This is a genomic window from Gluconobacter sphaericus NBRC 12467 (genome assembly GCF_006539125.1).
Taxonomy (GTDB): Bacteria; Pseudomonadota; Alphaproteobacteria; order Acetobacterales; family Acetobacteraceae; genus Gluconobacter; species Gluconobacter sphaericus.
Map to the genome: position 1 here is coordinate 20,132 of NZ_BJMK01000011.1, position 20,815 is coordinate 40,946.

General features: G+C 59.2%; 22 protein-coding genes and 2 tRNA genes. 12 read left to right on the top strand and 12 right to left on the bottom strand.

The genetic code is table 11. From position 1 onward, the window contains the following. Positions 1 to 16 precede the first annotated feature (16 nt). The 4 genes from GSP01_RS08715 to argC all read right to left on the bottom strand — a co-directional run bounded on the left by GSP01_RS08715 (position 17) and on the right by argC (position 3,422). Positions 17 to 1,156, bottom strand: a complete 1,140-nt coding sequence (locus GSP01_RS08715) for an ATP phosphoribosyltransferase regulatory subunit (RefSeq protein WP_141352735.1) — start codon at positions 1,154 to 1,156, stop codon at positions 17 to 19. Then, positions 1,153 to 2,310 carry a phosphoserine transaminase gene (locus GSP01_RS08720; RefSeq protein WP_141352737.1) on the bottom strand — a complete coding sequence of 386 codons (1,158 nt, stop codon included), beginning with the start codon at positions 2,308 to 2,310 and terminating at the stop codon, positions 1,153 to 1,155. The genes GSP01_RS08715 and GSP01_RS08720 overlap by 4 nt, the downstream gene beginning before the upstream one ends. A 54-nt stretch (positions 2,311 to 2,364) precedes the next feature. Further along, positions 2,365 to 2,448 (bottom strand) — tRNA-Leu (locus tag GSP01_RS08725). A gap of 74 nt (positions 2,449 to 2,522) precedes the next feature. Next, the gene (gene argC, locus GSP01_RS08730; RefSeq protein ID WP_141352739.1) at positions 2,523 to 3,422 is read right to left on the bottom strand and encodes an N-acetyl-gamma-glutamyl-phosphate reductase; all 900 of its coding nucleotides are present in this window, start codon (positions 3,420 to 3,422) and stop codon (positions 2,523 to 2,525) included. 174 nt (positions 3,423 to 3,596) lie between these two features. On the opposite strand from argC, the gene mazG reads away from it, so the two are divergent. The 5 genes from mazG (at position 3,597) to GSP01_RS14865 (ending at position 7,397) form a co-directional block, all read left to right on the top strand. Next, positions 3,597 to 4,379 (top strand): nucleoside triphosphate pyrophosphohydrolase, encoded by a 783-nt coding sequence (gene mazG, locus GSP01_RS08735; RefSeq protein ID WP_141352741.1) that lies wholly within the window; start codon positions 3,597 to 3,599, stop codon positions 4,377 to 4,379. A 157-nt stretch (positions 4,380 to 4,536) separates the two neighbouring features. Continuing rightward, positions 4,537 to 4,785: a hypothetical protein gene (locus GSP01_RS08740; RefSeq protein WP_174787575.1), complete on the top strand. Its 249-nt coding sequence runs from the start codon at positions 4,537 to 4,539 to the stop codon at positions 4,783 to 4,785. Positions 4,786 to 4,870: 85 nt separating this feature from the next. Beyond that, on the top strand, positions 4,871 to 5,914 hold the full coding sequence (gene queA / locus GSP01_RS08745; RefSeq protein WP_141352745.1) for a tRNA preQ1(34) S-adenosylmethionine ribosyltransferase-isomerase QueA: 1,044 nt from the start codon (positions 4,871 to 4,873) through the stop codon (positions 5,912 to 5,914). Beyond that, the gene (gene tgt, locus GSP01_RS08750) at positions 5,911 to 7,089 is read left to right on the top strand and encodes a tRNA guanosine(34) transglycosylase Tgt (RefSeq protein ID WP_373320063.1); all 1,179 of its coding nucleotides are present in this window, start codon (positions 5,911 to 5,913) and stop codon (positions 7,087 to 7,089) included. Before queA ends, tgt begins: the two co-directional genes overlap by 4 nt. A 167-nt stretch (positions 7,090 to 7,256) precedes the next feature. Then, positions 7,257 to 7,397, top strand: coding sequence for a hypothetical protein (locus GSP01_RS14865; RefSeq protein ID WP_174787576.1), 141 nt, complete (start codon positions 7,257 to 7,259; stop codon positions 7,395 to 7,397). Positions 7,398 to 7,421: 24 nt separating this feature from the next. On the opposite strand, the gene GSP01_RS14870 is transcribed toward GSP01_RS14865, so the two are convergent. The 3 genes from GSP01_RS14870 to GSP01_RS08765 are packed head-to-tail and all read right to left on the bottom strand — an operon-like array spanning position 7,422 to position 10,225. Further along, positions 7,422 to 7,592, bottom strand: a complete 171-nt coding sequence (locus tag GSP01_RS14870; protein WP_174787577.1) for a hypothetical protein — start codon at positions 7,590 to 7,592, stop codon at positions 7,422 to 7,424. Positions 7,593 to 7,610: 18 nt separating this feature from the next. After that, positions 7,611 to 8,687 carry a purine nucleoside permease gene (locus tag GSP01_RS08760; RefSeq protein ID WP_141352747.1) on the bottom strand — a complete coding sequence of 359 codons (1,077 nt, stop codon included), beginning with the start codon at positions 8,685 to 8,687 and terminating at the stop codon, positions 7,611 to 7,613. Then, positions 8,684 to 10,225: an adenosine deaminase family protein gene (locus GSP01_RS08765; protein ID WP_141352749.1), complete on the bottom strand. Its 1,542-nt coding sequence runs from the start codon at positions 10,223 to 10,225 to the stop codon at positions 8,684 to 8,686. The genes GSP01_RS08760 and GSP01_RS08765 overlap by 4 nt, the downstream gene beginning before the upstream one ends. 157 nt (positions 10,226 to 10,382) lie before the next feature. On the opposite strand from GSP01_RS08765, the gene queG reads away from it, so the two are divergent. Together queG and GSP01_RS08775 are read left to right on the top strand one after the other, a co-directional pair. Beyond that, positions 10,383 to 11,441 (top strand): tRNA epoxyqueuosine(34) reductase QueG, encoded by a 1,059-nt coding sequence (gene queG, locus GSP01_RS08770; RefSeq protein WP_141352751.1) that lies wholly within the window; start codon positions 10,383 to 10,385, stop codon positions 11,439 to 11,441. Then, positions 11,438 to 11,668, top strand: a complete 231-nt coding sequence (locus GSP01_RS08775) for a ribbon-helix-helix domain-containing protein (RefSeq protein WP_141352753.1) — start codon at positions 11,438 to 11,440, stop codon at positions 11,666 to 11,668. Before queG ends, GSP01_RS08775 begins: the two co-directional genes overlap by 4 nt. Here the strand turns inward: GSP01_RS08775 and GSP01_RS08780 are convergent. After that, entirely contained in the window at positions 11,665 to 12,006 is a 342-nt protein-coding gene (locus GSP01_RS08780) for a hypothetical protein (protein ID WP_228123942.1), read from the bottom strand. The two genes, GSP01_RS08775 and GSP01_RS08780, sit on opposite strands and share 4 nt — an antisense overlap. A 178-nt stretch (positions 12,007 to 12,184) precedes the next feature. Between GSP01_RS08780 and GSP01_RS08785 the strand changes: the two genes are divergently transcribed. Next, positions 12,185 to 13,015 (top strand): TerB family tellurite resistance protein, encoded by an 831-nt coding sequence (locus tag GSP01_RS08785; protein WP_167495506.1) that lies wholly within the window; start codon positions 12,185 to 12,187, stop codon positions 13,013 to 13,015. 67 nt (positions 13,016 to 13,082) lie between these two features. Further along, positions 13,083 to 13,226, top strand: coding sequence for a DUF3309 family protein (locus GSP01_RS08790; RefSeq protein ID WP_306414202.1), 144 nt, complete (start codon positions 13,083 to 13,085; stop codon positions 13,224 to 13,226). Positions 13,227 to 13,295: 69 nt separating this feature from the next. On the opposite strand, the gene GSP01_RS08795 is transcribed toward GSP01_RS08790, so the two are convergent. The 3 genes from GSP01_RS08795 to GSP01_RS08805 form a co-directional block, all read right to left on the bottom strand. Beyond that, entirely contained in the window at positions 13,296 to 14,753 is a 1,458-nt protein-coding gene (locus tag GSP01_RS08795) for a mannitol dehydrogenase family protein (protein WP_141352757.1), read from the bottom strand. 148 nt (positions 14,754 to 14,901) lie between these two features. Continuing rightward, on the bottom strand, positions 14,902 to 15,969 hold the full coding sequence (locus GSP01_RS08800; protein ID WP_141352759.1) for an FUSC family protein: 1,068 nt from the start codon (positions 15,967 to 15,969) through the stop codon (positions 14,902 to 14,904). A 27-nt stretch (positions 15,970 to 15,996) separates the two neighbouring features. Beyond that, a complete protein-coding gene (locus GSP01_RS08805) occupies positions 15,997 to 17,577 on the bottom strand; it encodes a Do family serine endopeptidase (RefSeq protein ID WP_141352761.1) in 1,581 nt (526 codons plus the stop codon). Between the two features lie 124 nt (positions 17,578 to 17,701). Here GSP01_RS08805 and GSP01_RS08810 point away from each other — a divergent pair, with 124 nt between their 5' ends. The 3 genes from GSP01_RS08810 to GSP01_RS08815 all read left to right on the top strand — a co-directional run bounded on the left by GSP01_RS08810 (position 17,702) and on the right by GSP01_RS08815 (position 19,234). Continuing rightward, entirely contained in the window at positions 17,702 to 18,901 is a 1,200-nt protein-coding gene (locus GSP01_RS08810; RefSeq protein WP_174787578.1) for an Mrp/NBP35 family ATP-binding protein, read from the top strand. After that, positions 18,898 to 19,068 (top strand): hypothetical protein, encoded by a 171-nt coding sequence (locus tag GSP01_RS14725; RefSeq protein ID WP_167495507.1) that lies wholly within the window; start codon positions 18,898 to 18,900, stop codon positions 19,066 to 19,068. Before GSP01_RS08810 ends, GSP01_RS14725 begins: the two co-directional genes overlap by 4 nt. Positions 19,069 to 19,159: 91 nt before the next feature. Then, a tRNA-Thr gene (locus tag GSP01_RS08815) sits at positions 19,160 to 19,234 on the top strand. Between the two features lie 646 nt (positions 19,235 to 19,880). On the opposite strand, the gene thyX is transcribed toward GSP01_RS08815, so the two are convergent. After that, positions 19,881 to 20,792: an FAD-dependent thymidylate synthase gene (gene thyX / locus GSP01_RS08820; protein ID WP_141352763.1), complete on the bottom strand. Its 912-nt coding sequence runs from the start codon at positions 20,790 to 20,792 to the stop codon at positions 19,881 to 19,883. Positions 20,793 to 20,815: the final 23 nt, after the last annotated feature.

Below are 20,815 nucleotides of genomic sequence, written 5' to 3' on the forward strand. Positions count from 1 at the left end.
GAAAAGAAACGATGGATCAGAGCGGCTGAGCCGCACCACCCTTCCAGACATGGGCGCACCGCAGATGCCGCGCCTGAACGACCGGATCCTCGTCATGGGACAGGGCAGACACCGTGGCGTAACCAGACGCATGAAGCGCTGAAAGGCTGGCCGCATCGAGATCAACCGGAACATAGCAGCGCGGACGCGACGCAGACACCGGAGCTGCACGCAGAAGAGCCTGCGGACGAAGCGTCAGGCCACAGGCAGGCTCTTGCCCGGCCAGATAACGACCGCCACGTCCCAGCTCCTCGCGGGAAGCCGTGGAAAAGACCGTCACGCACAGGCCAGTATGATAGCGCCATCCACGAAAATCGACGGGATCAATCGTCAGACGCAGATCTGGACTGCGCTCACGGATCGCGGCCACAGATGCAGCCAGACGCTCGAAGTGCCCGACAACCTCCTTAGGATAATCTAACGAGGCAAGCAGATCTAGCGCACGGTCAGCAGGACCGGCGGCGCGGAGCATGAGCGCCAGAATCCCGGCGATCGGGCCACCCAACTCGGCTACAGCACTGGCATCCTTGCGGTCCAGCGCATGCAGCAGCGGTTCACGATCGGCTTTGGGAATGACGTCCTCGATCAGACCCAGTGCCAGAGCTGGCATAGACAGGTCGAAGGACACGCCTTCAATTCCGAGTTCAGCGAGCGCCTTCGCGCCAAGAGCTATGACCTCCGCATCGGCCTGAGCGCTGTCGGGGCCAATCAGTTCGATCCCGGCCTGAGAAATCTGACGGTCAGCTTCACGGCCCGGCGTTCCAACAACAATGCAACTACCCGAATAGGACAGACGCAGCGGGCGCGGCGCACCCTGAAGGCGGATGCTCGCAATGCGGGCGATCTGCGTGGTCATATCCGGACGCAGCGCCATCATGCGGTGCGAATTCGGGTCCATCAAACGGAAGGTCTGGGGAGCGAGGGATTGCCCTGATCCACCAAGCAGCGACGTCTCGAATTCCAACAGGGGTGGACGGACACGCTGATAGCCATGACGGGAAAAAGCTTCCATCACGCTGGCAATACCGCGGGCTTCCGCTTCGGCTTCACCGGGAAGAAGATCAGCAAATCCGGACGGCAGTAGAGCGGCACTCGGTGTCTCGGAATACAGGCTCATGCAGAGAAGTCCGCGCGAGTCTGCTCATAAGCCCAGTCGAGCCAAGGCAACAGCGCCTCGATATCGGCCGTCTCGACCGTGGCACCACCCCAGATCCGCAAACCGGCCGGAGCATCCCGATAGGACGCGAGATCGTAACCCGCACCTTCCTTCGCCACGAGATCCGTCAGATGCTTGACGGCCTTGCCTTTCTCTGCGGCAGACAGGCTTTCAAACCACGGCGCCGTGATTTTCAGGCAAATCGATGTGCTAGAACGCGTCTCTTCCCCGACAGACAGAAAGGACACCCAGTCAGCTGTCCCAATCCATTTCGTCACGGCAGCCAGATTCTGCTGCGAACGGGCCTTCAGGGCCGGAAGACCACCAATCTGTTCAGCCCAGCGCAGACCGTCCAAAGCGTCCTCGACGCAGAGCATTGACGGCGTGTTAATCGTATCACCTTCGAAAATAGCTTCGATCAGGCCCTTCTTGTTGGCCAAACGAAAAATCTTGGGCAGCGGACGCGGCGATGGCTGAGCCAGACGGGCCGCGGCACGAGGGCTCAGCGCCACCATGCCATGCGCGGCCTCACCTCCCAGCGCCTTCTGCCAGGACCATGTCACGATATCGAGCCGGTCCCAGGGCAGGTCCATCGCAAAAGCTGCGGAGGTTGCATCGCAGATGACAAGGCCTCCGTGCTCAGTCGGAATGGCGCTGGCATCTGGGATGCAGACGCCCGACGTCGTGCCGTTCCATGTCAGGACGACATCGCGGTCCCACTCCACTTTCGTCAGGTCGGGCAGTTCACCATACGGCGCGTCCAAAACCCGCAGATCCTCGATTTTCAGAACGTCGCGCAGATCCTGCGCCCAAGTTCCGGAGAAGCTTTCAAAGGACAGAACGTCAATTCCGCGCTCACCCGCGAGCGCCCACAGGACCATTTCCACAGCCCCCGTATCGGAAGCTGGAACAATGCCGACGCGCCAGTCCAACGGGATACCGAGCACATCTTTCGAGCGTGTGATAACTTCCTTGAGACGCGCGCGACCTTCTGGTGCACGGTGCGAACGACCCAACAGGGCTTGGTCCAGACCGGACAACGACCATCCGGGGCGCTTGGCGCAAGGACCTGAGGAGAAGAACGGGCGGGATGGTCTGACAGTCGGCTTGGACATGCTCGTTCCGGGCTGATCGGTCCTGAGGTCATTCCGGCAGGAAATGACCGCTCATGGTGCGAGAGAGGGGATTCGAACCCCTATGCCTTTCGGCGGTCGATTTTGAGCCGACTGCGTCTACCGTTCCGCCACTCTCGCACGGGCTAATCGAATTCTAATACATTCTCGGAGAAAGTGCCAGACCGCAAAATCTGAGCCGCAGAGTGCAGACTCTAAAGCCCCAGCATCAAAAGCAGATTCTGGATAGCTGCGCCTGAAGCCCCCTTGCCTAGATTGTCCAGCCGCGCCGTCAGGACGACCTGCTCGCCATTATGATGAACACGCAGCTCCATGTCGTCAGTATTAGCCAGTGTGTCGGCCACAAGCTGCGTCTCGTCGGGAAAAACGCGCACATGTTGACATCCCGCATAAGCGCCCTGAAGCACGGCTTCTAGTTCTGCGGCCGAAGGCTGCCCCGGCAGGTCCTTCAGATGCAGCGGAATGGAAACGATCATGCCCTGCGGGAAATGCCCGACCGACGGCACGAACAGCGGCTGTCGCGTCAAGCCCGAATAATGCCGAATTTCAGGCAAATGTTTGTGCTTGAGGTTCAGCCCGTAAAGGAAGAAAGCCGGACCGCCGTTCTTTTCATGCTCCTCAATCGCCACACGCCCTGCTCCGCTGTAGCCGGAGACAGCATTGATGGAAACAGGATGATGGGCCGGCAGAAGCCCCGACCGGACCAGCGGGCGCATCAGGGCAATAGCGCCTGTCGGATAGCAACCAGGATTGGCGACAAACCGCGCGCCCTTGATGGCAGCTTCCTGTTCCGCGTCCAGCTCGGGGAAACCATAGACCCAGCCATCCGCAATACGGTGTGCCGTGCTCGCGTCCAGAATCCGGACGTTCAACCCTTCCGCCAGCGTCACCGTCTCCCGGGCCGCATCATCCGGTAGGCACAGGATGGCGATATCGGCCTGCTCGAGCATGGAGCGACGGGCCGCTATATCCTTGCGCAACGCATGGTCGATGGACAGGATTTCCAGACCATAGGAAGCCGGGAGGGCTTCGATCCGCTGGCGAATGCCCAGACCTGTCGTGCCTGCTTCCCCATCAATGAAAATGCGAGCCATACGCCATCCACCCTGTCTGCAAATCCGTCCCGCCCCGGTCGATACCCGAAACGTCTGGTAGTCGTTTTACGTCGGGAATGTCATGCTGTCACCCGTTGCCGCCCTTCCCGGCGCTTTCATCCATAGAACCACACGGGTATGAACCTTGCAGAACGATAACAGCAGGATGTTTCGATGACCCAGCCCTCCTCCCGGCAGATCGACCGTCTGCTGGATATCATGAAGCGTCTACGCGCCCCCAAAGGCGGTTGCCCTTGGGACGTGGAACAAACCCCTGCCACGATTGCGCCGTTCGCAATCGAAGAAGCCTATGAAGTCATGGACGCCATTGCGCGTAACGACCGCGATGCCATACCTGATGAACTGGGTGATTTGCTATTTCAGGTCGTCTTTCAGGCCCAGATGGGTTCAGAAGCCGGACATTTCGATTTTGAGACTGTGGCGGGCATAATTGCCGACAAGCTTGTGCGCCGTCACCCGCATGTTTTTGGCGATGCGGCAATGGATGACGACACATGGGAGCGGGAAAAAGACGCCGAGCGTCAGCGCAAGGCCGAATATGGCGCACTGGCCGGTGTTGCCCTTCCGCTCCCCGCCCTGATGCGCGCCGCAAAACTCAGCCGCCGTGCCGCCCGCGTGGGTTTCGACTGGGACGATCCCACCGGGATTCTCGACAAAGTCCATGAAGAAATCGACGAACTGAAAGCCGAACTCGGCGGAGACCCGGACCGCATCGAGGACGAACTGGGCGATGTCCTGTTCACCGTGGCAAGTCTGGCCCGCAAACTGAATATCGACCCCGAAGCGGCCCTGCGCCGGAGCAATACCAAATTCACCCGCCGCTTCGAAGCGATGGAAACCATGCTCGCCCGCAAGGGGCAGACCATAGCCGAGCAGGACCTGCCGACCATGGAAGCACTCTGGCAGGAAGCGAAAACACTTCCCAGCATGAAATAACGCCTTGATTACAGATCATACCGTCATTGCGATTGAAACTGCTGCGAATATCGCAACCGAATACACTCCGTATCACTCGGTTACAGGAGTCCTTATCCTTTCTTAACCTTCTGATCCGAAACTGGTCTTCGTTTCTTCCCAACGGAGTCTTTTCATTATGACAGGCATTTCTTCCATCGGCTCTTCGGCCATGAGCAGCCTTTACAGCGCGGGCAGCGCGTCCTCATCGTCCAGCAGCAGTTCCTCCACGCAAGAAACTACGACGACCAAACTGAATGCCGACGGCTCTACGACGACCATCGTCGAGGACGCCCAAGGCAACATCATTTCCGAGACGACCTCTGGGGGATCTTCGAACTCCAGCTCCAGCAGCGATACGAGCCATCTGCTCAGCGTTTCGGCCTGAAACGCACACCTGCTACACAAAAAGAGACGTCAGGCCCGCCGGTCTGACGTTTTCATACGGGCCGAACCTGCTAGAGAACGTTCCCATGACGGACGATCTCGCCCCCTTCGATTTCGAACTCCCCCGCGATCACATCGCGACGGAGCCTGCACGCCCGCGTGACAGCGCAACGCTGCTGCATGTGCGGCCTGGTCTGGCGCCTGATCCGCATGTGATCCGCGACCTGCCGGATTTCCTGCGTGAGGGGGATCTTCTGATTGCCAATAATACGGCCGTCATCCGCGCCCAGCTTGCGGCCACACGCGGCGAGGCGAAGATCGGGCTGACGCTCGACCGTATTCTGGCGGATGGAAGCTGGCATGCCTTGGCACGCAATTCCCGCAAGCTGAAACCGCAGGACGTCCTGCATTTCGGTGATGATGTGGTCACGGCCACCGTTGTTGACAACGAAGGCGACGGCGCGGTCAGCATCCGCTTCTCAGTCGAGGGAGACGATTTCGATGCGTTTCTCGAACGTGTCGGTGCTTTGGCTCTACCGCCTTATATCAACCGTCCTTTCGGCCCGACGAAGCAGGACGATGCAGATTACCGCACCATTTTCTCACAACACCGTGGCGCCGTAGCAGCCCCCACGGCTGGCCTGCATTTCACACCTGAAGTACTCACAGCATTGGACGCAAAAGGTATCCAGCGCCGAACCCTGACGCTGCATGTCGGTGCGGGCACATTCCTACCGGTCCGCTCCACGATCGCTGAGCACAAAATGCACGCGGAATGGGGTGAGATCGACGAAGAGACTGCTGCCGCCATCAACGAAACCCGCGCCCGTGGCGGCCGGATCGTAGCCGTCGGCACCACCTCCCTGCGCTTGCTGGAAAGCGCAGCCCGCGAGGATGGGACCGTCGCTCCGTGGCGTGGCGAGACCTCCATTTTTATCAAGCCCGGATATCGCTTCAAGGCGGTGGATGTGCTGATGACCAATTTCCATCTGCCGCGTTCGACGCTGTTCATGCTCGTCTGCGCGTTCAGCGGCACCGAGACCATGCGTGAGGCCTATGCCTACGCCATCGCCAACGGATTGCGGTTCTATTCGTATGGCGATGCCTGCCTGCTGGAGCGCGCGCCATGAACGATCAGAAAACCGATCACGCCACCAAAATGATCTGGGTGCCTGAAGCGAGCTGCGGCATGGCGCGCGCGGGCCATCTGCACACCCGCCACGGCACAGTCCCGACCCCGACCTTCATGCCGGTCGGAACTGTCGGCACGGTCAAGGGCATGACGATGGACGCGGTGCGCTCCACGGGGGCACGCATCGTTCTGGGCAACACCTATCATCTGATGCTGCGCCCTACGGCGGACCGCGTGCAGAAGCTGGGCGGCCTGCACAGAATGATGGACTGGCCCGGCCCGATCCTGACCGATTCCGGCGGATTTCAGGTCATGTCCCTCGGCGCGCTGCGTAAGCTCGACGAAGACGGCGTGACGTTCCGCTCACATATCGACGGCAGCAAGCACCGCTTGACCCCGGAAATCTCGACCGACATCCAGTTCAAGCTCGACGCGACCATCACCATGGCGTTCGACGAGTGTCCGGCCCTGCCCGCCACGCCCGAAGCCCTGCGAAAATCCATGGAAATGTCCATGCGCTGGGCCGCCCGCTCCCGCGAGGCGTTTGTTGCCCGCGAAGGATATGGGCAGTTCGGCATCGTGCAGGGCGGCACCGAGCGTGATCTGCGCGAATATTCCATCAAGGCCCTGACCGATATCGGCTTTGAAGGCTATGCGATCGGTGGTCTGGCCGTAGGCGAAGGTCAGGAACTGATGTTCTCGACGCTGGACTTCACCACGCCAATGCTGCCGCAGGATAAGGCGCGGTACCTGATGGGCGTCGGCACGCCGGACGATCTTCTTGGCGCGGTCATGCGCGGCGTGGATATGTTCGACTGCGTGATGCCCTCGCGCGCGGGGCGCACGGCCCGCGCCTATACCGAGCGCGGCGCCATCAATCTGCGCAATGCCCGTTTCGCCGAAGACACGCGCACGCTGACGCCGCATGACGACACCCCCATCGCCGGGCGTTACAGCCGTGCCTATCTGCACCATCTGTTCCGCGCCAACGAAATGCTCGGCCCGATGCTGCTGACTTGGCATAATCTGGCCTATTACCAGCGCCTGATGCGCCAGATCCGCGCCGCCATCGTGGACGGTACGCTCGATGCACTTGCCGTAAAGCTGCGCGAAAACTGGACCAAGGGCGACTGGAGCGAAGACGAATGGCCGATGCCGAATCTGGCACTGTAATCCTGATTCATGAATGGGGGGGGTGAAGGGCGGATCTGCGAACGCATACGCTTATCGGGGTTTCCGCACCCTGCTCATGCTGTTTTCTAAATACGGCTTCATGAAGATCATTGATGCCGGGCGGATCGTCTCAGGAAGCGGCGTCATCGGGGGCAACGTGATTTTTCATGCGCCGCGAGGCCGTGCGAGGCCTTACAACGACTGCGACCATCTGGTTTGCAGCGGTTCTGGGAATGGCCGGTGATGCAGGACTATCCATTCTCACCATTGCCACGGCAGCCGCAGGTTGCTTCGGACCATTCTGGTGAGCTGCACGGAATTGCACTTTTCCATTAAATGATGTGTACGCCTCGAGGAAAAAAGCCGAAATGCTGAACACCTTCTGGATGAGGCGCACCGCGAAGGAACGCCCCATACTGGTCCATAGCTAACGCCCCGTCTTCCATCTCATTACGGGATTGGGCGCGATTAATGGTGTTCATGAAGTCAAAAAAATCGACCATGACTGGACACCATCGAATTTACCGGGCCGTCGGCAGCGATTTTTCATACTGCTCCCAGTGAGTCGCCAGTTCCTTTACGACCACACTCCCCACCGTATAGGCTGCATCGACCGAGGCCTGAAATCCTGAAAATCCAGTCTCATGCGCCTCGTCCGACAGAAGCTGCGCGGCACTCTGGCCCGGTGATTGCATGTCGAAATTGCTAGCCGTCCGCAGAATCAGCGCACGCTTCGGATCAACGCGCCCCGCCTTTCCCTGAAGCGCCAGAGCCTGACAGAACGCAACATCCTCTTCGGCCGTCGTCGCCATGACGCCCTGCCCGTCCGTCCAGTATTTCACCCACCGCTCGGCCCATTGGTTCATTTTCGAACCAACCCAGAAGGTCTCGCCCGAGATCGTGTCACCAAGCTGAACAGAAGGCGGTTTCTGGGCGGCTGCAAAACCGGTGTAACGCAAGCGCGATGCCTTCAGTCCGGCATTGTCAGGAAGCGTGATGTCCTTCGTCATCCCATAAGCCCACTGCACAAGGGCCGGATCAAGCGTATATTCCATATCTCCCATACCGGAATGAAGCGCGGGGCGCGGCTGTTCATCCGGTGTGCTGCTCTGCACGGGCGTGAACCCATCCGGCCAGGACGCAGGAATTTCGCGCGGATCAATCAAATGAGACAGGCCACCATTAATAACACGCGGCGCCCAGACGGCCGAACCAATGGTACCGAAATTCGGATCAATTCCACCAATTCCAGCCAGCACGAAATAGGCGTGACGCAGATCGAAGCGTGGATCGAGTACGAGAGCTGTAAGAGCCGAGGCCATGTGCTCAGGTCCCTCCCCGCTCACGATCCCCAGAACATGCAGATCCGGATTGTAATGCATCACGTCATGATCGGTGCCGGGTGCCGGGATCGTTTGCTGCAGTGGCAGTTTTTCGATCCAGTTCTGGTATTCGCCTGCCGTGTCCCCCGTATCCTTGCCGATCTCGAAGGTTGTGACGACGACAACACGCACGGGGATCGGCGCATGAGCCGAGGCCGAACCGAGGACACACAGGGACAGGAGCGTGGCCCCAAAAACGGTTGAGATAGATTTCACTGGTAAAGTCCCTCATGTGTAACAGTGGCTTCAAATGTGCCAAACCGCTGTTCGAGCGCCCATTGCAGACGAGCTTTCTCGCTGGTTTTCAGGAAAATCGTACAGGTACCGGATACAGCGGGCAGCGTCCCGCAGGCTGGCACGAACTGTCCCAGCTGATGATCGGACCACAGACTTTCTCCTGGAACGAAGGCGTATTCCAACCCGGTGCGGGACAGGGTTTTCAGATCGGCATAGGACAAGTCGTAAGTCTGAGCCGCGCGGACATATTCCTGCGTCAGATCGCCCCGTGAGACGCCCTCGTCATCCGTGGAAAGCGCCATCGGCACGCTAGCCCTGCGATAAAGACCAAACGGATGGGCAGAGCCCTTGATACCAAGAATTTCGTCATTGCTGGTCAGGTTGATTTCCACCATCACATGGCGTCGTGCCATCTCGGCCAGAAGTGATGCCGGATCGTCCTCAAGCGCCACATCCACGCCATGCCCAATACGGCTGGCTCCCGCCACATCAATGGCAGCGCGGATGTGGTGACGCAGACCTTCAGTAGGGACGAGACCAGTCGTCAGTTCGCCGGCATGCAGGCTCAGTTTCACGCCCGGAGTGACGCCGTTCAGGAAATGAAACATCCGCATATGCAGGTCATAATCGCGCATGGCAGTCGGATCGTCTTCGGGCGCCACAATGTTAAGCCCGACAAAGCGCGGATCGGCTTTCACGGTCGCATAACCGGCATCAAGCTGCGCATAAACAGCCTGCGGCGGTAATGTGCGCCGGGTCTGGAACAGATAGCGCACCGTCACCGCGCATCCGGGATGAGCCTGCAAGGTCCCGCATTTCAGCACATCCCGAGCCTGCACTTCCATCTGGTCCGTCGCAGCGCGGGCTTTCTGCACCAGTTCTGGAATTTCCGGCATAAGCGCGTGGTGCGCGGCCGCGAAGTCGTCACCCTTCAGCGGATGATGGAAACCCGCGCCAATCATCCCGCCAATCCCGGGCGAAATCATCAGCTCCAGATAGGTCACATGGTCACGGGCCGCCCGGTCACGCGCTTCAGCCAGCATATCGCCCGAATGCGCATCATCGATGGAACCAAACCGGGCGAATGTCGCGAAGAAATGGTCATGCCCAGAGGCATCGCCAGGAGCGGGCACGAAGTCCCGCATGGACAGCGCATCGATCAGGACATTTTCCGTTTCCTCATGATGCGACAGTTCGGCAGCCGGAAACTCCCCCTCTCCCGGATGTGTACAGGCATGGTCGAGAATGCGTTTTTCCTTCAGCGACACGCACAGGCCATCGTGCGCGGCCCAGTTCAGCATGTTTTCGGCATAGATTGCACCAACCAGATGGTTGTGCAGGTCCGCCCCTTTCGGGAAGGCACGGAGGAACATGTTCAACCGGACCGGATCATTCCGGATGCGGTCATAAACCTGTGTGACAGACTGCGGAGCAGCATGTACAGCCGGAATCATCGTCAAAGCAGAAGTCATACCCAGAACAACAGCGGGCAGAACATGAAAGAAAGAATGTCGCATGGCGCGACGATGCCGCCCCATCTCCGACGTGGCAAGCCATTTTCAGATCATGACAAATCCTGTCTGCATCAGCGGTTCCGGACAGCAGAAAAGCTGGTCCGTCTGCGTCCCTGATGGCATAACGGCTCCCCGTTCACCGGCGAGACCTGTTCCTTCAATGCCTACCTCCCCAAAACCCGATACAGGGCTTGAAGCCCGAATTGCGGCACATGCCCTGCATCTCGGTTTCGACGCGGTCGGATTTTGCAAGGCGGAACTCGGGCCGGAAGTGGCTCGGAACCTGCGGGAATTCGTCGCGCAGGGCTATCATGGCACGATGGATTGGATGGAAACGCGTATCGAGGAACGCTCCCACCCACAGGCCCTGTGGCCCGAAGTCCGAAGTGTAATTTCGCTCGGCCTGTCCTACGCCCCTGCCGAAGGACCGACAACCAATCCCGAGTGCGGCAATATCTCCGTCTATGCCCGTAACCGGGACTACCATGACGTCATCAAAGGAATGCTCAAACATCTGGCGCAGTTCGTCGTGAAGTTGGGTGGCCCGGAGACGCAAGTAAAGGTCTTCGTGGATACAGCTCCTGTCTCCGAGCGGGCACTGGCGGAAAAAGCTCATCTTGGCTGGACGGGAAAGCATACCTGTCTCGTGTCGCGTGAGCATGGGTCATGGCTGCTGCTGGGCGAAATCTATACCACGCTGGAACTGACACCGTCTGCCCCCATGGGTGGAGGCTGTGGTTCCTGCACGCGCTGCCTAACCGCCTGCCCGACAGAAGCCTTCACAGGGCCGGGGAAGATGGATGCACGCCGCTGCATCTCATATCTGACGATCGAGCATAAAGGCCCGATCCCGCATGAACTACGGCCAAAAATCGGCAATCACATCTATGGCTGCGATGATTGTCTGGCCGTCTGTCCATGGAACCGCTTTGCAGAAAGCGCGCGGCACATCAAGCTTCAGGCCCGCCCGGAGCTGATTGCACCAAAACTCGACGGACTGGTGCGACTGGATGATGCGACATTCCGGACGTTTTTTGCTGGCTCTCCGGTCAAACGGATCGGACGCAACCGGTTCGTACGTAACGTCCTGATCGCGATCGGCAACTCGGCCGATCCGTCGCTCATATCTTCTGCGCGGGAGCTGCTGAGTGATCCGGATCCTGATGTTTCAGAAACCGCGCAATGGGCTTTGAACCGCCTTGAGGCACAACCGAAATGAGTGATCTCGTCAAACGTAGTCTGTCTCTGTCAGGACACCGGACGTCCGTGGCACTGGAACCCGAGTTCTGGACGGTACTGGACGCGATGGCCGCAGTCCGCCAGCAGAGCTTTGCGTCTCTGGTGGCTTCTCTCGATGCCGCGCGACCACCAGAGCGCCCACTGGCTTCAGCCCTGCGGGTTGCAGCGCTGATACATCTTCAGAAACACGTCCAGACGAGCGGTTAGCTTCCGCCGCTTTTCGCCGAAAGGCCCAGCCAATCCGGATGTTGACGTTCGATCCAGCGCAGGAGGCGGCCCTGAAGGCGACGGAAGAGCGGAATATCCTGCGCAAGCAACATCACGCCGATCGGCAGCATCCACAGACCCAGAACAGGCAGGATGGACAGAACGCCGCCCAGCATGAAAAGCACGCCTGCCGGAATCCGAACCCATTTATGATCCGCTTCCCGCAACCAGTTCAGCACTTTCTGCAGCCACATTGGCAGACGCTTGATCAAAAGATCCATCAGTTCATCATCAGAGCGGAAAGGGATCGAAGTAGCAGTCTGGATCAAGGTGGGCATAAAAATATCCGTCATGAAACGAACAGAAGAACCTGCGCCTCAAAAGCATGAGACAGCGATAAGTTCGTAACTCCCAGCTTATACCACACCGCAAGCCCGGACGGTTGGCGCATCAGCACCTACACCCAGCCTGCGATCTGTCATTTGCCGCTGTGAGCGGGCGTGCTAGGTTGATGACATGGCTATCTGGGGCAAGATGTTCGGTGGTGTCGCGGGCTTCGCGGTTGGTGGTCCTTTCGGAGCACTGATGGGCGCAGCGCTGGGGCATGCCGCCGATAACGGTTCGCTACTCAAGCCCTCAACGGGCGGCTGGAGTGAGCGCTTTCCCGCGAATGGCCGTCCCGATCCCAACAGCGCGGCCTTTTTCGGCGCTGCCAAGATTGCTGCGGCCCTGGGCAAACGAGATCAGCTTTACGCCATCGGCCTTGTTGCCCTGTGCGCGAAGCTGGCGAAGATCGATGGGCCGGTGAACCGGCACGAAATCAACGCTTTCAAGACCTGCTTCCAGTTCCCCCCCGATAACACCAAGGAAGTCGGCATGCTGTTCGATCGCGCCCGCGACCGGACGGACGATTTCGAGATGTATGCCCGCGAAATGGGCAAGGCCTATGCCGATAATACGGCGCCGCTTGAGAACCTCATGACGGCACTGTTCCGCATCGCCCGTGCCGATGCAGGCCCCAGCCGCGAACTTCACCCGAAGGAAATCGATTTTCTGCAGCGCGTTCACGGGGCATTTGGCCTGCCGCCAGGAGCATGGGACCGGGCCGAAAGCGGCAACAATCGCGCCGCCAGCGGAAACGAGCCGGATGCCTATCGTATTCTCGGCATCACCCGCAGCGCAACTGACACAGAAATCCGCGTGCGCTGGCGCACCCTGATCCGCGAACATCATCCGGACGTGCTGGCCCAGAAACCTATGTCAGAGACAGAGCGCAAACGCGCACAGGACCGGGTGGCCCGCATCAATGCGGCTTGGGACCGGATTAAGCGCGACCGACAGCTTTGATCTTTCGCGCCCCTACGGAAACTTTTTAGACACCCTGAACACAGACCAGTCTCAACCGGCAAGAGAGATGTGCCATGGGACTGATCCTTCTTGTAATCCTGATCTCGGTGCGCTGCCGTCATGGCCGTACAGTTCGAAATGGGGCTCCCCCTCCAGCGGACTTGTCCTGATCGTGGTCGTCGTGATCCTTGTCCTGATGGGACAGATCTGAGCATAAAAAAAAACCGCGCTCCTTCCAGAGCGCGGTTTTCTGTTTCAGTCGCTACCCTAAAAGCCGAATTCAGGCCGGGATGGCGGCTTTTACGCCCTTTTCGCGGATGATCTTCCGCAGCACGATGACCTTTTGATCCAGTTCGGACGTATCCAGATCGCGCCACCCATCGAACGCCGGGAGCTTCAGAGAGCTTTCGAAGTCGTCCGCCTTGGCCAACTTCCATTCGGCGTCGCCATAAGTCGGCTCGGACGATTCATACGTCCCGCCCTTCTCGTCGCGACCACGCAGCATTTCGAGATAGGATGCAATTCCGAACGCTATGCGTGACAGATCCCGCTTGTCTTCGATCGCCCGCCGCACGGTTTCCGTCCAGAACACCTGAACCTTGGAACAGCCATCGCTAGCAATCCGGAGCGTCTGGTCCGACATCGCCTTGTTGGAGAAACGGCTGATGACGCTGTCCCGATAGCCTTCGAGCGTCATGCCTGAAGGCGCCTTCAGGGTCGGGATGACATCCTTGTTGAGATAGTTCTTCAGATTGCCAAGGAGTTCGCTGTCTTCAATGGCGTCATCCACATTCTCATAGCCGACCAGAATGCCCGGGAAGCAGAGCATGACGTGCCCTGCATTAAGCATTCGGATCTTGACGTACTCCCAGTCCGTCACGTCCCCGACCATCTGCACGCCGGCTTTTTCAAGCGGCGGACGGCCATTCGCAAACCGCTCTTCCAGCACCCACTGATGGAAATCCTCGGCCACCAGCGGCAGGTCGTCATCCAGCCCACTGGCCGCGTTAAGCTTCTTGGCGATTTCCGCCGAGACGGTCGGGGTGATGCGATCAACCATTCCGTTCGGGAAGGTCGCGTTTTCCTCAATCCACTTCGCCAACTCCGGATCGCGCGCCTTCGCATAGCCAAGGAAGGCCTTGCGGGCGACATTGCCGTTATGACGCAGGTTATCACAGGACATGACAGTAAATGCCTTACCACCGGCATCCCGACGACGACGCAAGGCCTCGACCACGTAACCGAAAACGGTGGACGGCTTTTCCGGGTTCTTGAGGTCGGCCTTTACTGCCGCATTCTCCAGATCGAACGCACCGGTCGTCTCGTTGATGTTGTAGCCGCCTTCCGTGATCGTCATGGAAACGATGCGGATGGCCGGATCAACAAGATGCTTCAGTACGGCTTCCGGATCGGCCGGGGCAAGCAGGTAGTCACGCAGCGCGCCCATGACGCGCACCGTGCTCTTGCCGGACGGAGCCGTCTCGGTCAGGGAATACAGGCAGTCCTGGGCCTTGAATTCCTCGGCTTTTTTCTTTGAACGGTCACTGCCCGTCAGGCCAACACCAACAATCGCCCAGTCCGGAGCGTGTTCAAGAATCTGCTCGACGTAGAACGCCTCATGGGCTCGAAAAAAGTTACCTACACCGAAATGCACGATCCCAGGCTTGATCCCGTCGATGTCATAGGGGGGAGCCTGGACATTGGCAGGAAGAGACTTAAGGGTTTCGCGCGTAATCATGGAATTCTCCGTGGTTTCGGGCCGGTCGCTGACGGGGACCGACAAGGCCGGGCATGTGCCATCATAGCCCCGAAACAACGTAAAAACCGAATGACGGTTTCAACAGGAGCCATTTCGACCTCTGACTGCCCTCCGCGGGACGTCCTGTTCAGAGACCTTTTGCGGCACTCGCATCAGAACGCATGAGCACCCCAACAGCCCGTTCGAGATCCTCGCGGAACAGGGACATCACAAAACGCATCTCAGGACGGGTCTGCTCTTCCAATCGCGGCAGGAGGTCGAGGATTTCCTCGTCTTCGGACTGCTGTTCATGCTGGTTCTGCTTTGCGCGCAACTGCTCTTCGCAACTATGTGCCAGCCCACGCAGCGCATGACTCAGCCCCTTGTACAAAGGCAGCAGGCCTGTGTTCCCGGTCGCACGCCCCGTCGCAATGGCACGTGCCACCAGCATCATGTCGGTCAACAGGCGCCGCATCAATCTAGGGAGCGCTGCCAAAACCGGATCGCGCTTTTCCAGCTCCTTCCAACGCTCGCGCCGTGCCTCGGTCACGGCGTCTTCCAGCTCCTTCAGCAGAGTCACACAATCATCATTCTGGCGCTCGATCACCGCCCAGCCCGTGTTCTGATCAAGCGCACTTTTGAGAAGCTGATCCATGCGACGCAACAGACACGCGGCCGTATGAAAAGCCTGTTTGCGCGCGCTGTTGTGCAGGATGCAGAACGACACCACAATCGAAACCGCGACACCGACCACGATGGCCAGGAGCCGCGTTATCATGGGCAGGAACGGACTACCCTGACTCGGGAAAAGATACACGATTATCAGCGTAATGCAGGCAAAACGCAGCGTCGGCTGGATGGCGGTCAGGAACACTAGCGGGGCCAGCATGATCCAGAACGGAAGCCAGCGCAGGCCCGTCATGATCTCCAGAACGACCGCACACACCCCTGCCAGCGCCCCGATCAGCGTACCGCTGATCTGCGCCCGCGCCGTCGTCATGGTTTGGCTAATACTGGACTGCGTGACGATCAGCGCTGTCACCAACGCCCAGATCATCTCCGGCAGATGTATGAGCGAACCCACAATCCAAGCCACCACGACCGACACCAAAACGCGGATGGTCTGGCGCGTCGCTGGGCGCATCACTTCGCGCCATCCGCTATGTCGGGGCGGCACGGACAGCCATTTCTGGCCCAGACGTGTCAGAAAGTTCATGGCAGCTTTCAGCGCAAGGAAACGGCATCAGTTCCCAAGGAAGGGCACCGGTACCCAGCGGAGTCCGTCATCGTCCTGAACCAGCAGCAGCACTTCCGTCTTCTTGCGCTCATGCAGACGCTGCACGGCCTTGGCGAAATCATCCGGCGTGTTGATCTGGTCCTGTCCGACCTGTGTGATGACGTTTCCTTCCGCAATCCCGCGCGATGCAGCGGGGCTTCCGGCCTCGACACGCGAGACGAGAACGCCGCGCTGGTCGTCGGTCAGGGCGTACTGCGTGCGGGCATCAGCATCGATCGAACTGACCGTTACACCCAGCTCGCCTAGTGCCGCATGAGGATGTTCGGGCTGATGTGTGTCCGACGGCGGCATGTCCGGCGGCGTAGGCGACTGGCCTAGCGTAATCGGCAGCGTTTTGAGCGCACCCTTATGCCAGACTGTCAACTGCGCCTTCGCACCAGGCAGGATGGACGCGATGATGCGCGGCATGGTCTGTCCGGTCACGTCCTGATCGCCCACGCGAGTGATGATATCGCCGACCTCAAGTCCGGCTTTTGCAGCAGGCCCTTTCGGATCGATTTCCGAAATCAGCGTCCCCTTGCCGTTGGAACCATCCGGCTTGTGAAAATCGAGCGTCTCTGCAATGTCGTTCGTCACGTTCTGGAACTTCAGCCCCATCCAGCCACGGGAGACATGCCCCGTTCGACGAAGCTGATCGATAATTCCGCGCGCATCATCAGCCGGAATAGCAAAGCCGATGCCAATGGAATCGCCACCCGCGCCACCATAAATCAACGTATTGATACCGATGACCTCGCCAGACAGATTGAACAACGGACCACCCGAATTACCGCGATTGATGGCCGCATCGGTCTGGATGTAATCGTCATACAGACCGTGTTCGACGTTTCGTCCACGCGAAGAAATGATGCCCGCAGTCACAGTCCCATTCAAGCCGAATGGATTTCCGATCGCCAGAACCCAGTCCCCGATCCGCGCCTTGTCGCTCTGCCCGAGCGGAACGGTCGGGAGCGAATGCTTCGGCTTGACCTCGAGCACTGCCAGATCGACCTGACTGTCACGCCCTACGATCCGAGCCGGCATTTCCGTCCCGTCCTGAAGCGTCACGCTGACCTGATCCGCTCCTTCAATGACGTGGTTGTTCGTCACGATGATACCGGACGCATCAATGATGAAACCCGAGCCCAGAGCTTGTTGCCGGCGCGGTGGCTGGTTAGGGGCAGGTTTGTGCTTCAGGTAGTCATGGAAGAACTTTTCCAGCGGGGAGCCCGGCTGGAACGGGGGCACCTGCGAGCCGTCCGGAGCGCTGGAATCTGGGCCCTTATCATCATTCTTTGACGGCTTGAGCACTGCGGATGTCGAGACATTTACGACCGAGGGAAGCAGCCTGTTCGCCAGATCCGCGAAGCTCGGCAGCACGGAGCGCGGCGCCGGGGTCGGCGCCGAAGACGGCTGGCTTGAAGTCGGGGGCGCGCTCTGGGCAAAAACAGGGCTCACACTCCAGCCGCCCGCGAAGGACAAGGCCATACCGGAAACAGCAAGACAGGCAGCACGACGGGAGCCGAAACGGGCGAGCAGGTTTTTCATACCTGCACGCTAACGCAGAACGTGGCCCTTAGTCACCATCCCGCCGTTCAGGATGCGTTTTTGGCCCGGTCATGCTAGGCTCAGAGTCCTTTCCGATACGATGTTCCCCTGATGAGAGCCCGGCATGACTGACACCACGCCCCCCAACAACATGCCGCCCGGCTCCCCGGAGACCCATCTTCCCAGCGCCGAGACCCGCATTACCGACATCCTGAAAAGCGAGCAGGACGCCCAGGGCTCGAACGTCCTGTCTTTTGCCACTCTGGAGAGCGTATCGGTCCGCAAAGGTCATGCCCATGTCTCGCTGGCGACGTCGCGCGAGAACGCGTCGCGCGTGGAGCCACTGCGGCCGCGCGTCGAAGCCGCAATTGCGAGCCTGCCCGGCATCACGGGCGCCACGCTGTCCTTCACGTCCCATCGTCCCGCAACGCCGGCCGCTGCCAATGCCCCAACTCAGGGCGGCGGCCACCGTCCTTTCAACTTGGGCGACAAACGCCGCAATGCCGCAAGCAGACATGCGCCTGAGACGCTGCTGCCCGGCGTCAAGGTCGTCATTGCCGTCGCATCGGGCAAGGGTGGCGTGGGCAAGTCCACTACGGCCGTCAACCTGGCGGTCGGGCTGGCCCAGCAGGGCCTGAAAACCGGCCTTCTCGACGCAGACATCTATGGCCCGTCCCTGCCGCGGATGCTGGGACGCAACGCCCGCCCGGAAGTCGTGGACGGGACGATCCTGCCGATCGAAGCCTGGGGCCTGAAAAGCATGTCGATCGGCTATCTGGTGGACGAGAACCAGGCCATGATCTGGCGCGGCCCGATGGTCATGGGCGCCCTGACGCAGTTTCTGGGTGAAGTCGAATGGGGCGAACTCGACGTCCTCGTAATCGACATGCCCCCCGGTACCGGCGACGCCCAACTGACCCTGGCCCAGAAGCTCGGCCCCAAGCTTGCTGCCGGTGGCGCAGTCATCGTCTCCACACCTCAGGATATCGCGTTGCTGGATGCACGGCGCGGCGTGGCCATGTTCGAACGGATGGCAACGCCCATCCTTGGCGTCGTCGAGAACATGTCCTATTTCTGCTGCCCGAACTGCAACCACCGGACGGAGCTGTTCGGGCACGGGGGCGCCAAAGCCGAAGCCGAAAAAATGGGCGTTCCATTCCTCACGGAGATCCCGCTGCTCGCCGATATCCGCGCAAGTAGCGATGACGGGACTCCGATCATCCTTTCCGCACCCGACAGCGAAGCGGCTCAGGCCTATACACGGCTTGCGCAGGTTGTGGCCCGTTCCCTGCCTTCCGAACACAGCACGAAAGAGCCGTCATGATCCGTATTCTTCTCCTCGGCGCCTGCCTGACAGGAGCAGGCCTGACACTGACTGGCTGCTCCCATACGGTCACGCATCAGGGGCTTTCTTCCGACGGCTATGGCTTTACGAAAGACTCACAGCATCTGCCTCCGCCCGCAGACCTGATCACCCCCATCCCGCGCTGAAATCCAAACGAAAATCTGGCACGCGAACAAAGAATCGTTCTCGGGCGCTTGACCTGACAGCCCCGGACATGGAAAAACCCGCACTACCGATGCCGGGTTAGCACAGTGGTAGTGCAGCGGTTTTGTAAACCGAAGGTCGGGGGTTCAAATCCCTCACCCGGCACCAGCTTTTTCGAAAAGCATGGCGACAGCGACGGGCGGACGGCTAATGCCGTTCAGGGCGTAGTTTACCTGCGCATTTTTGCCATAAAATCAGAATTCTTACCCCGCACCAGTAGTGCACAAGTATCGCACCCACAGAGGGTGAAATGTGGGTATTCCAATAATCGTCTTGACAGACTTGGCGCTAAATCCTGATCAGCCTTGCTGACCCGATTCTAAAATTATCGCATTAAATCAATATCTTAAAAAATTTTACGCTCCCAGAAATACGAATCGGAGCGCTCCAGGCAGATGGTAACACCTTGTGGATAAGTCTGTTTGTAAAAAGCCCTGAGATAAATGTGATAAAGTTCACACGAATCCCCGCTGAATCTCTCATGACGGCCCATGAAGTAAAAAAACAGAAAATATCTGCTTTTACTTACCGTTTATTGGATCAAATATTTTATGGAGTATGCCAGAAAAAATGAATGGCAACAGATATCAGGACAAGCGAGCCCGCTATCCCGGCCCAGACAAGAAGATTGGGTGGCTTTACAGGAGCGTCTTCCACAGGGCTTTCAAGCTGTGCTTCCCGCGCCTCGCTCATCAGCCGTTCAAGATCGCTTTTGGCAGAATCGTTTCCAAGAGATGCGAAGCCGGGGCTGGATTCAGGATTGGCCATCCAGAACCGCCACCATTTCCGACCATTCACGCTTGGTCAGGCCCGAATTTTCCTGCGTGACCGTTTCACCGGTCAGACGGCGGCGCACCACCTTTAGCATACCAGCAGAAAGCGTGAAGGCGCCAAGACGATATTCCTCGAATGCCGCAGACGTCGCGGGCACCCAGGCCTTGAGAATTTCGATCATCTTTTCCGCATAGACACGGATCTCGTACTGCGCATGCGGATCAGCGCGCAGGGCGAGGAAATGCATCAGATTGTGCAGATCGATCTTCCAGTACCACTGCGTGTAGGTGTTCAGGGTCAGATTGATCCGTGCAAGCTCACGCGCCAGCCCCGTACCTTCAGGGTTCAGCAGGCTCTCATAATCGTCGTAGCACTGGCTGGCATCCCGGCGCAGGATTTCCAGAACCTCATGCGCTGTCTCGGCATCCAGTGCATCGCTGCGTCCCTGCCGGTTTGAACTGCTCTGCGCAGCGACCTGATCCGTCGCCGGAAGGTAGAATTCCCGATCCAGAATGGAATAGCGCGCCGAATACTCGTTCACGCTCGCCATACGGTGACGAATCCACTGCCGCGCGACGAACACTGGCAGCTTCACATGGAATTTGATCTCGCACATCTCGAACGGCGTCGAATGACGGTGACGCATCAGATAGCGGATCAGACCCGCATCTTCGGACACCTTCTTCGTCCCGCGACCATAGGACACACGCGCAGCCTGAACGACCGCGCCATCGTCGCCCATATAATCGACCACGCGCAGGAAACCATGATCCAGCACCTCGAAAGGCGTGAAAAGCAGGTTTTCCATCGCCGCCACGGTCGGACGGGACGTAAGCTGGGGTTCGCTGCGCTGCGCTTCGATTTCAGCGCGCTGTTCGGATGTCAGTGCCATGGCGGCGGCTTTAGCATGCGCTT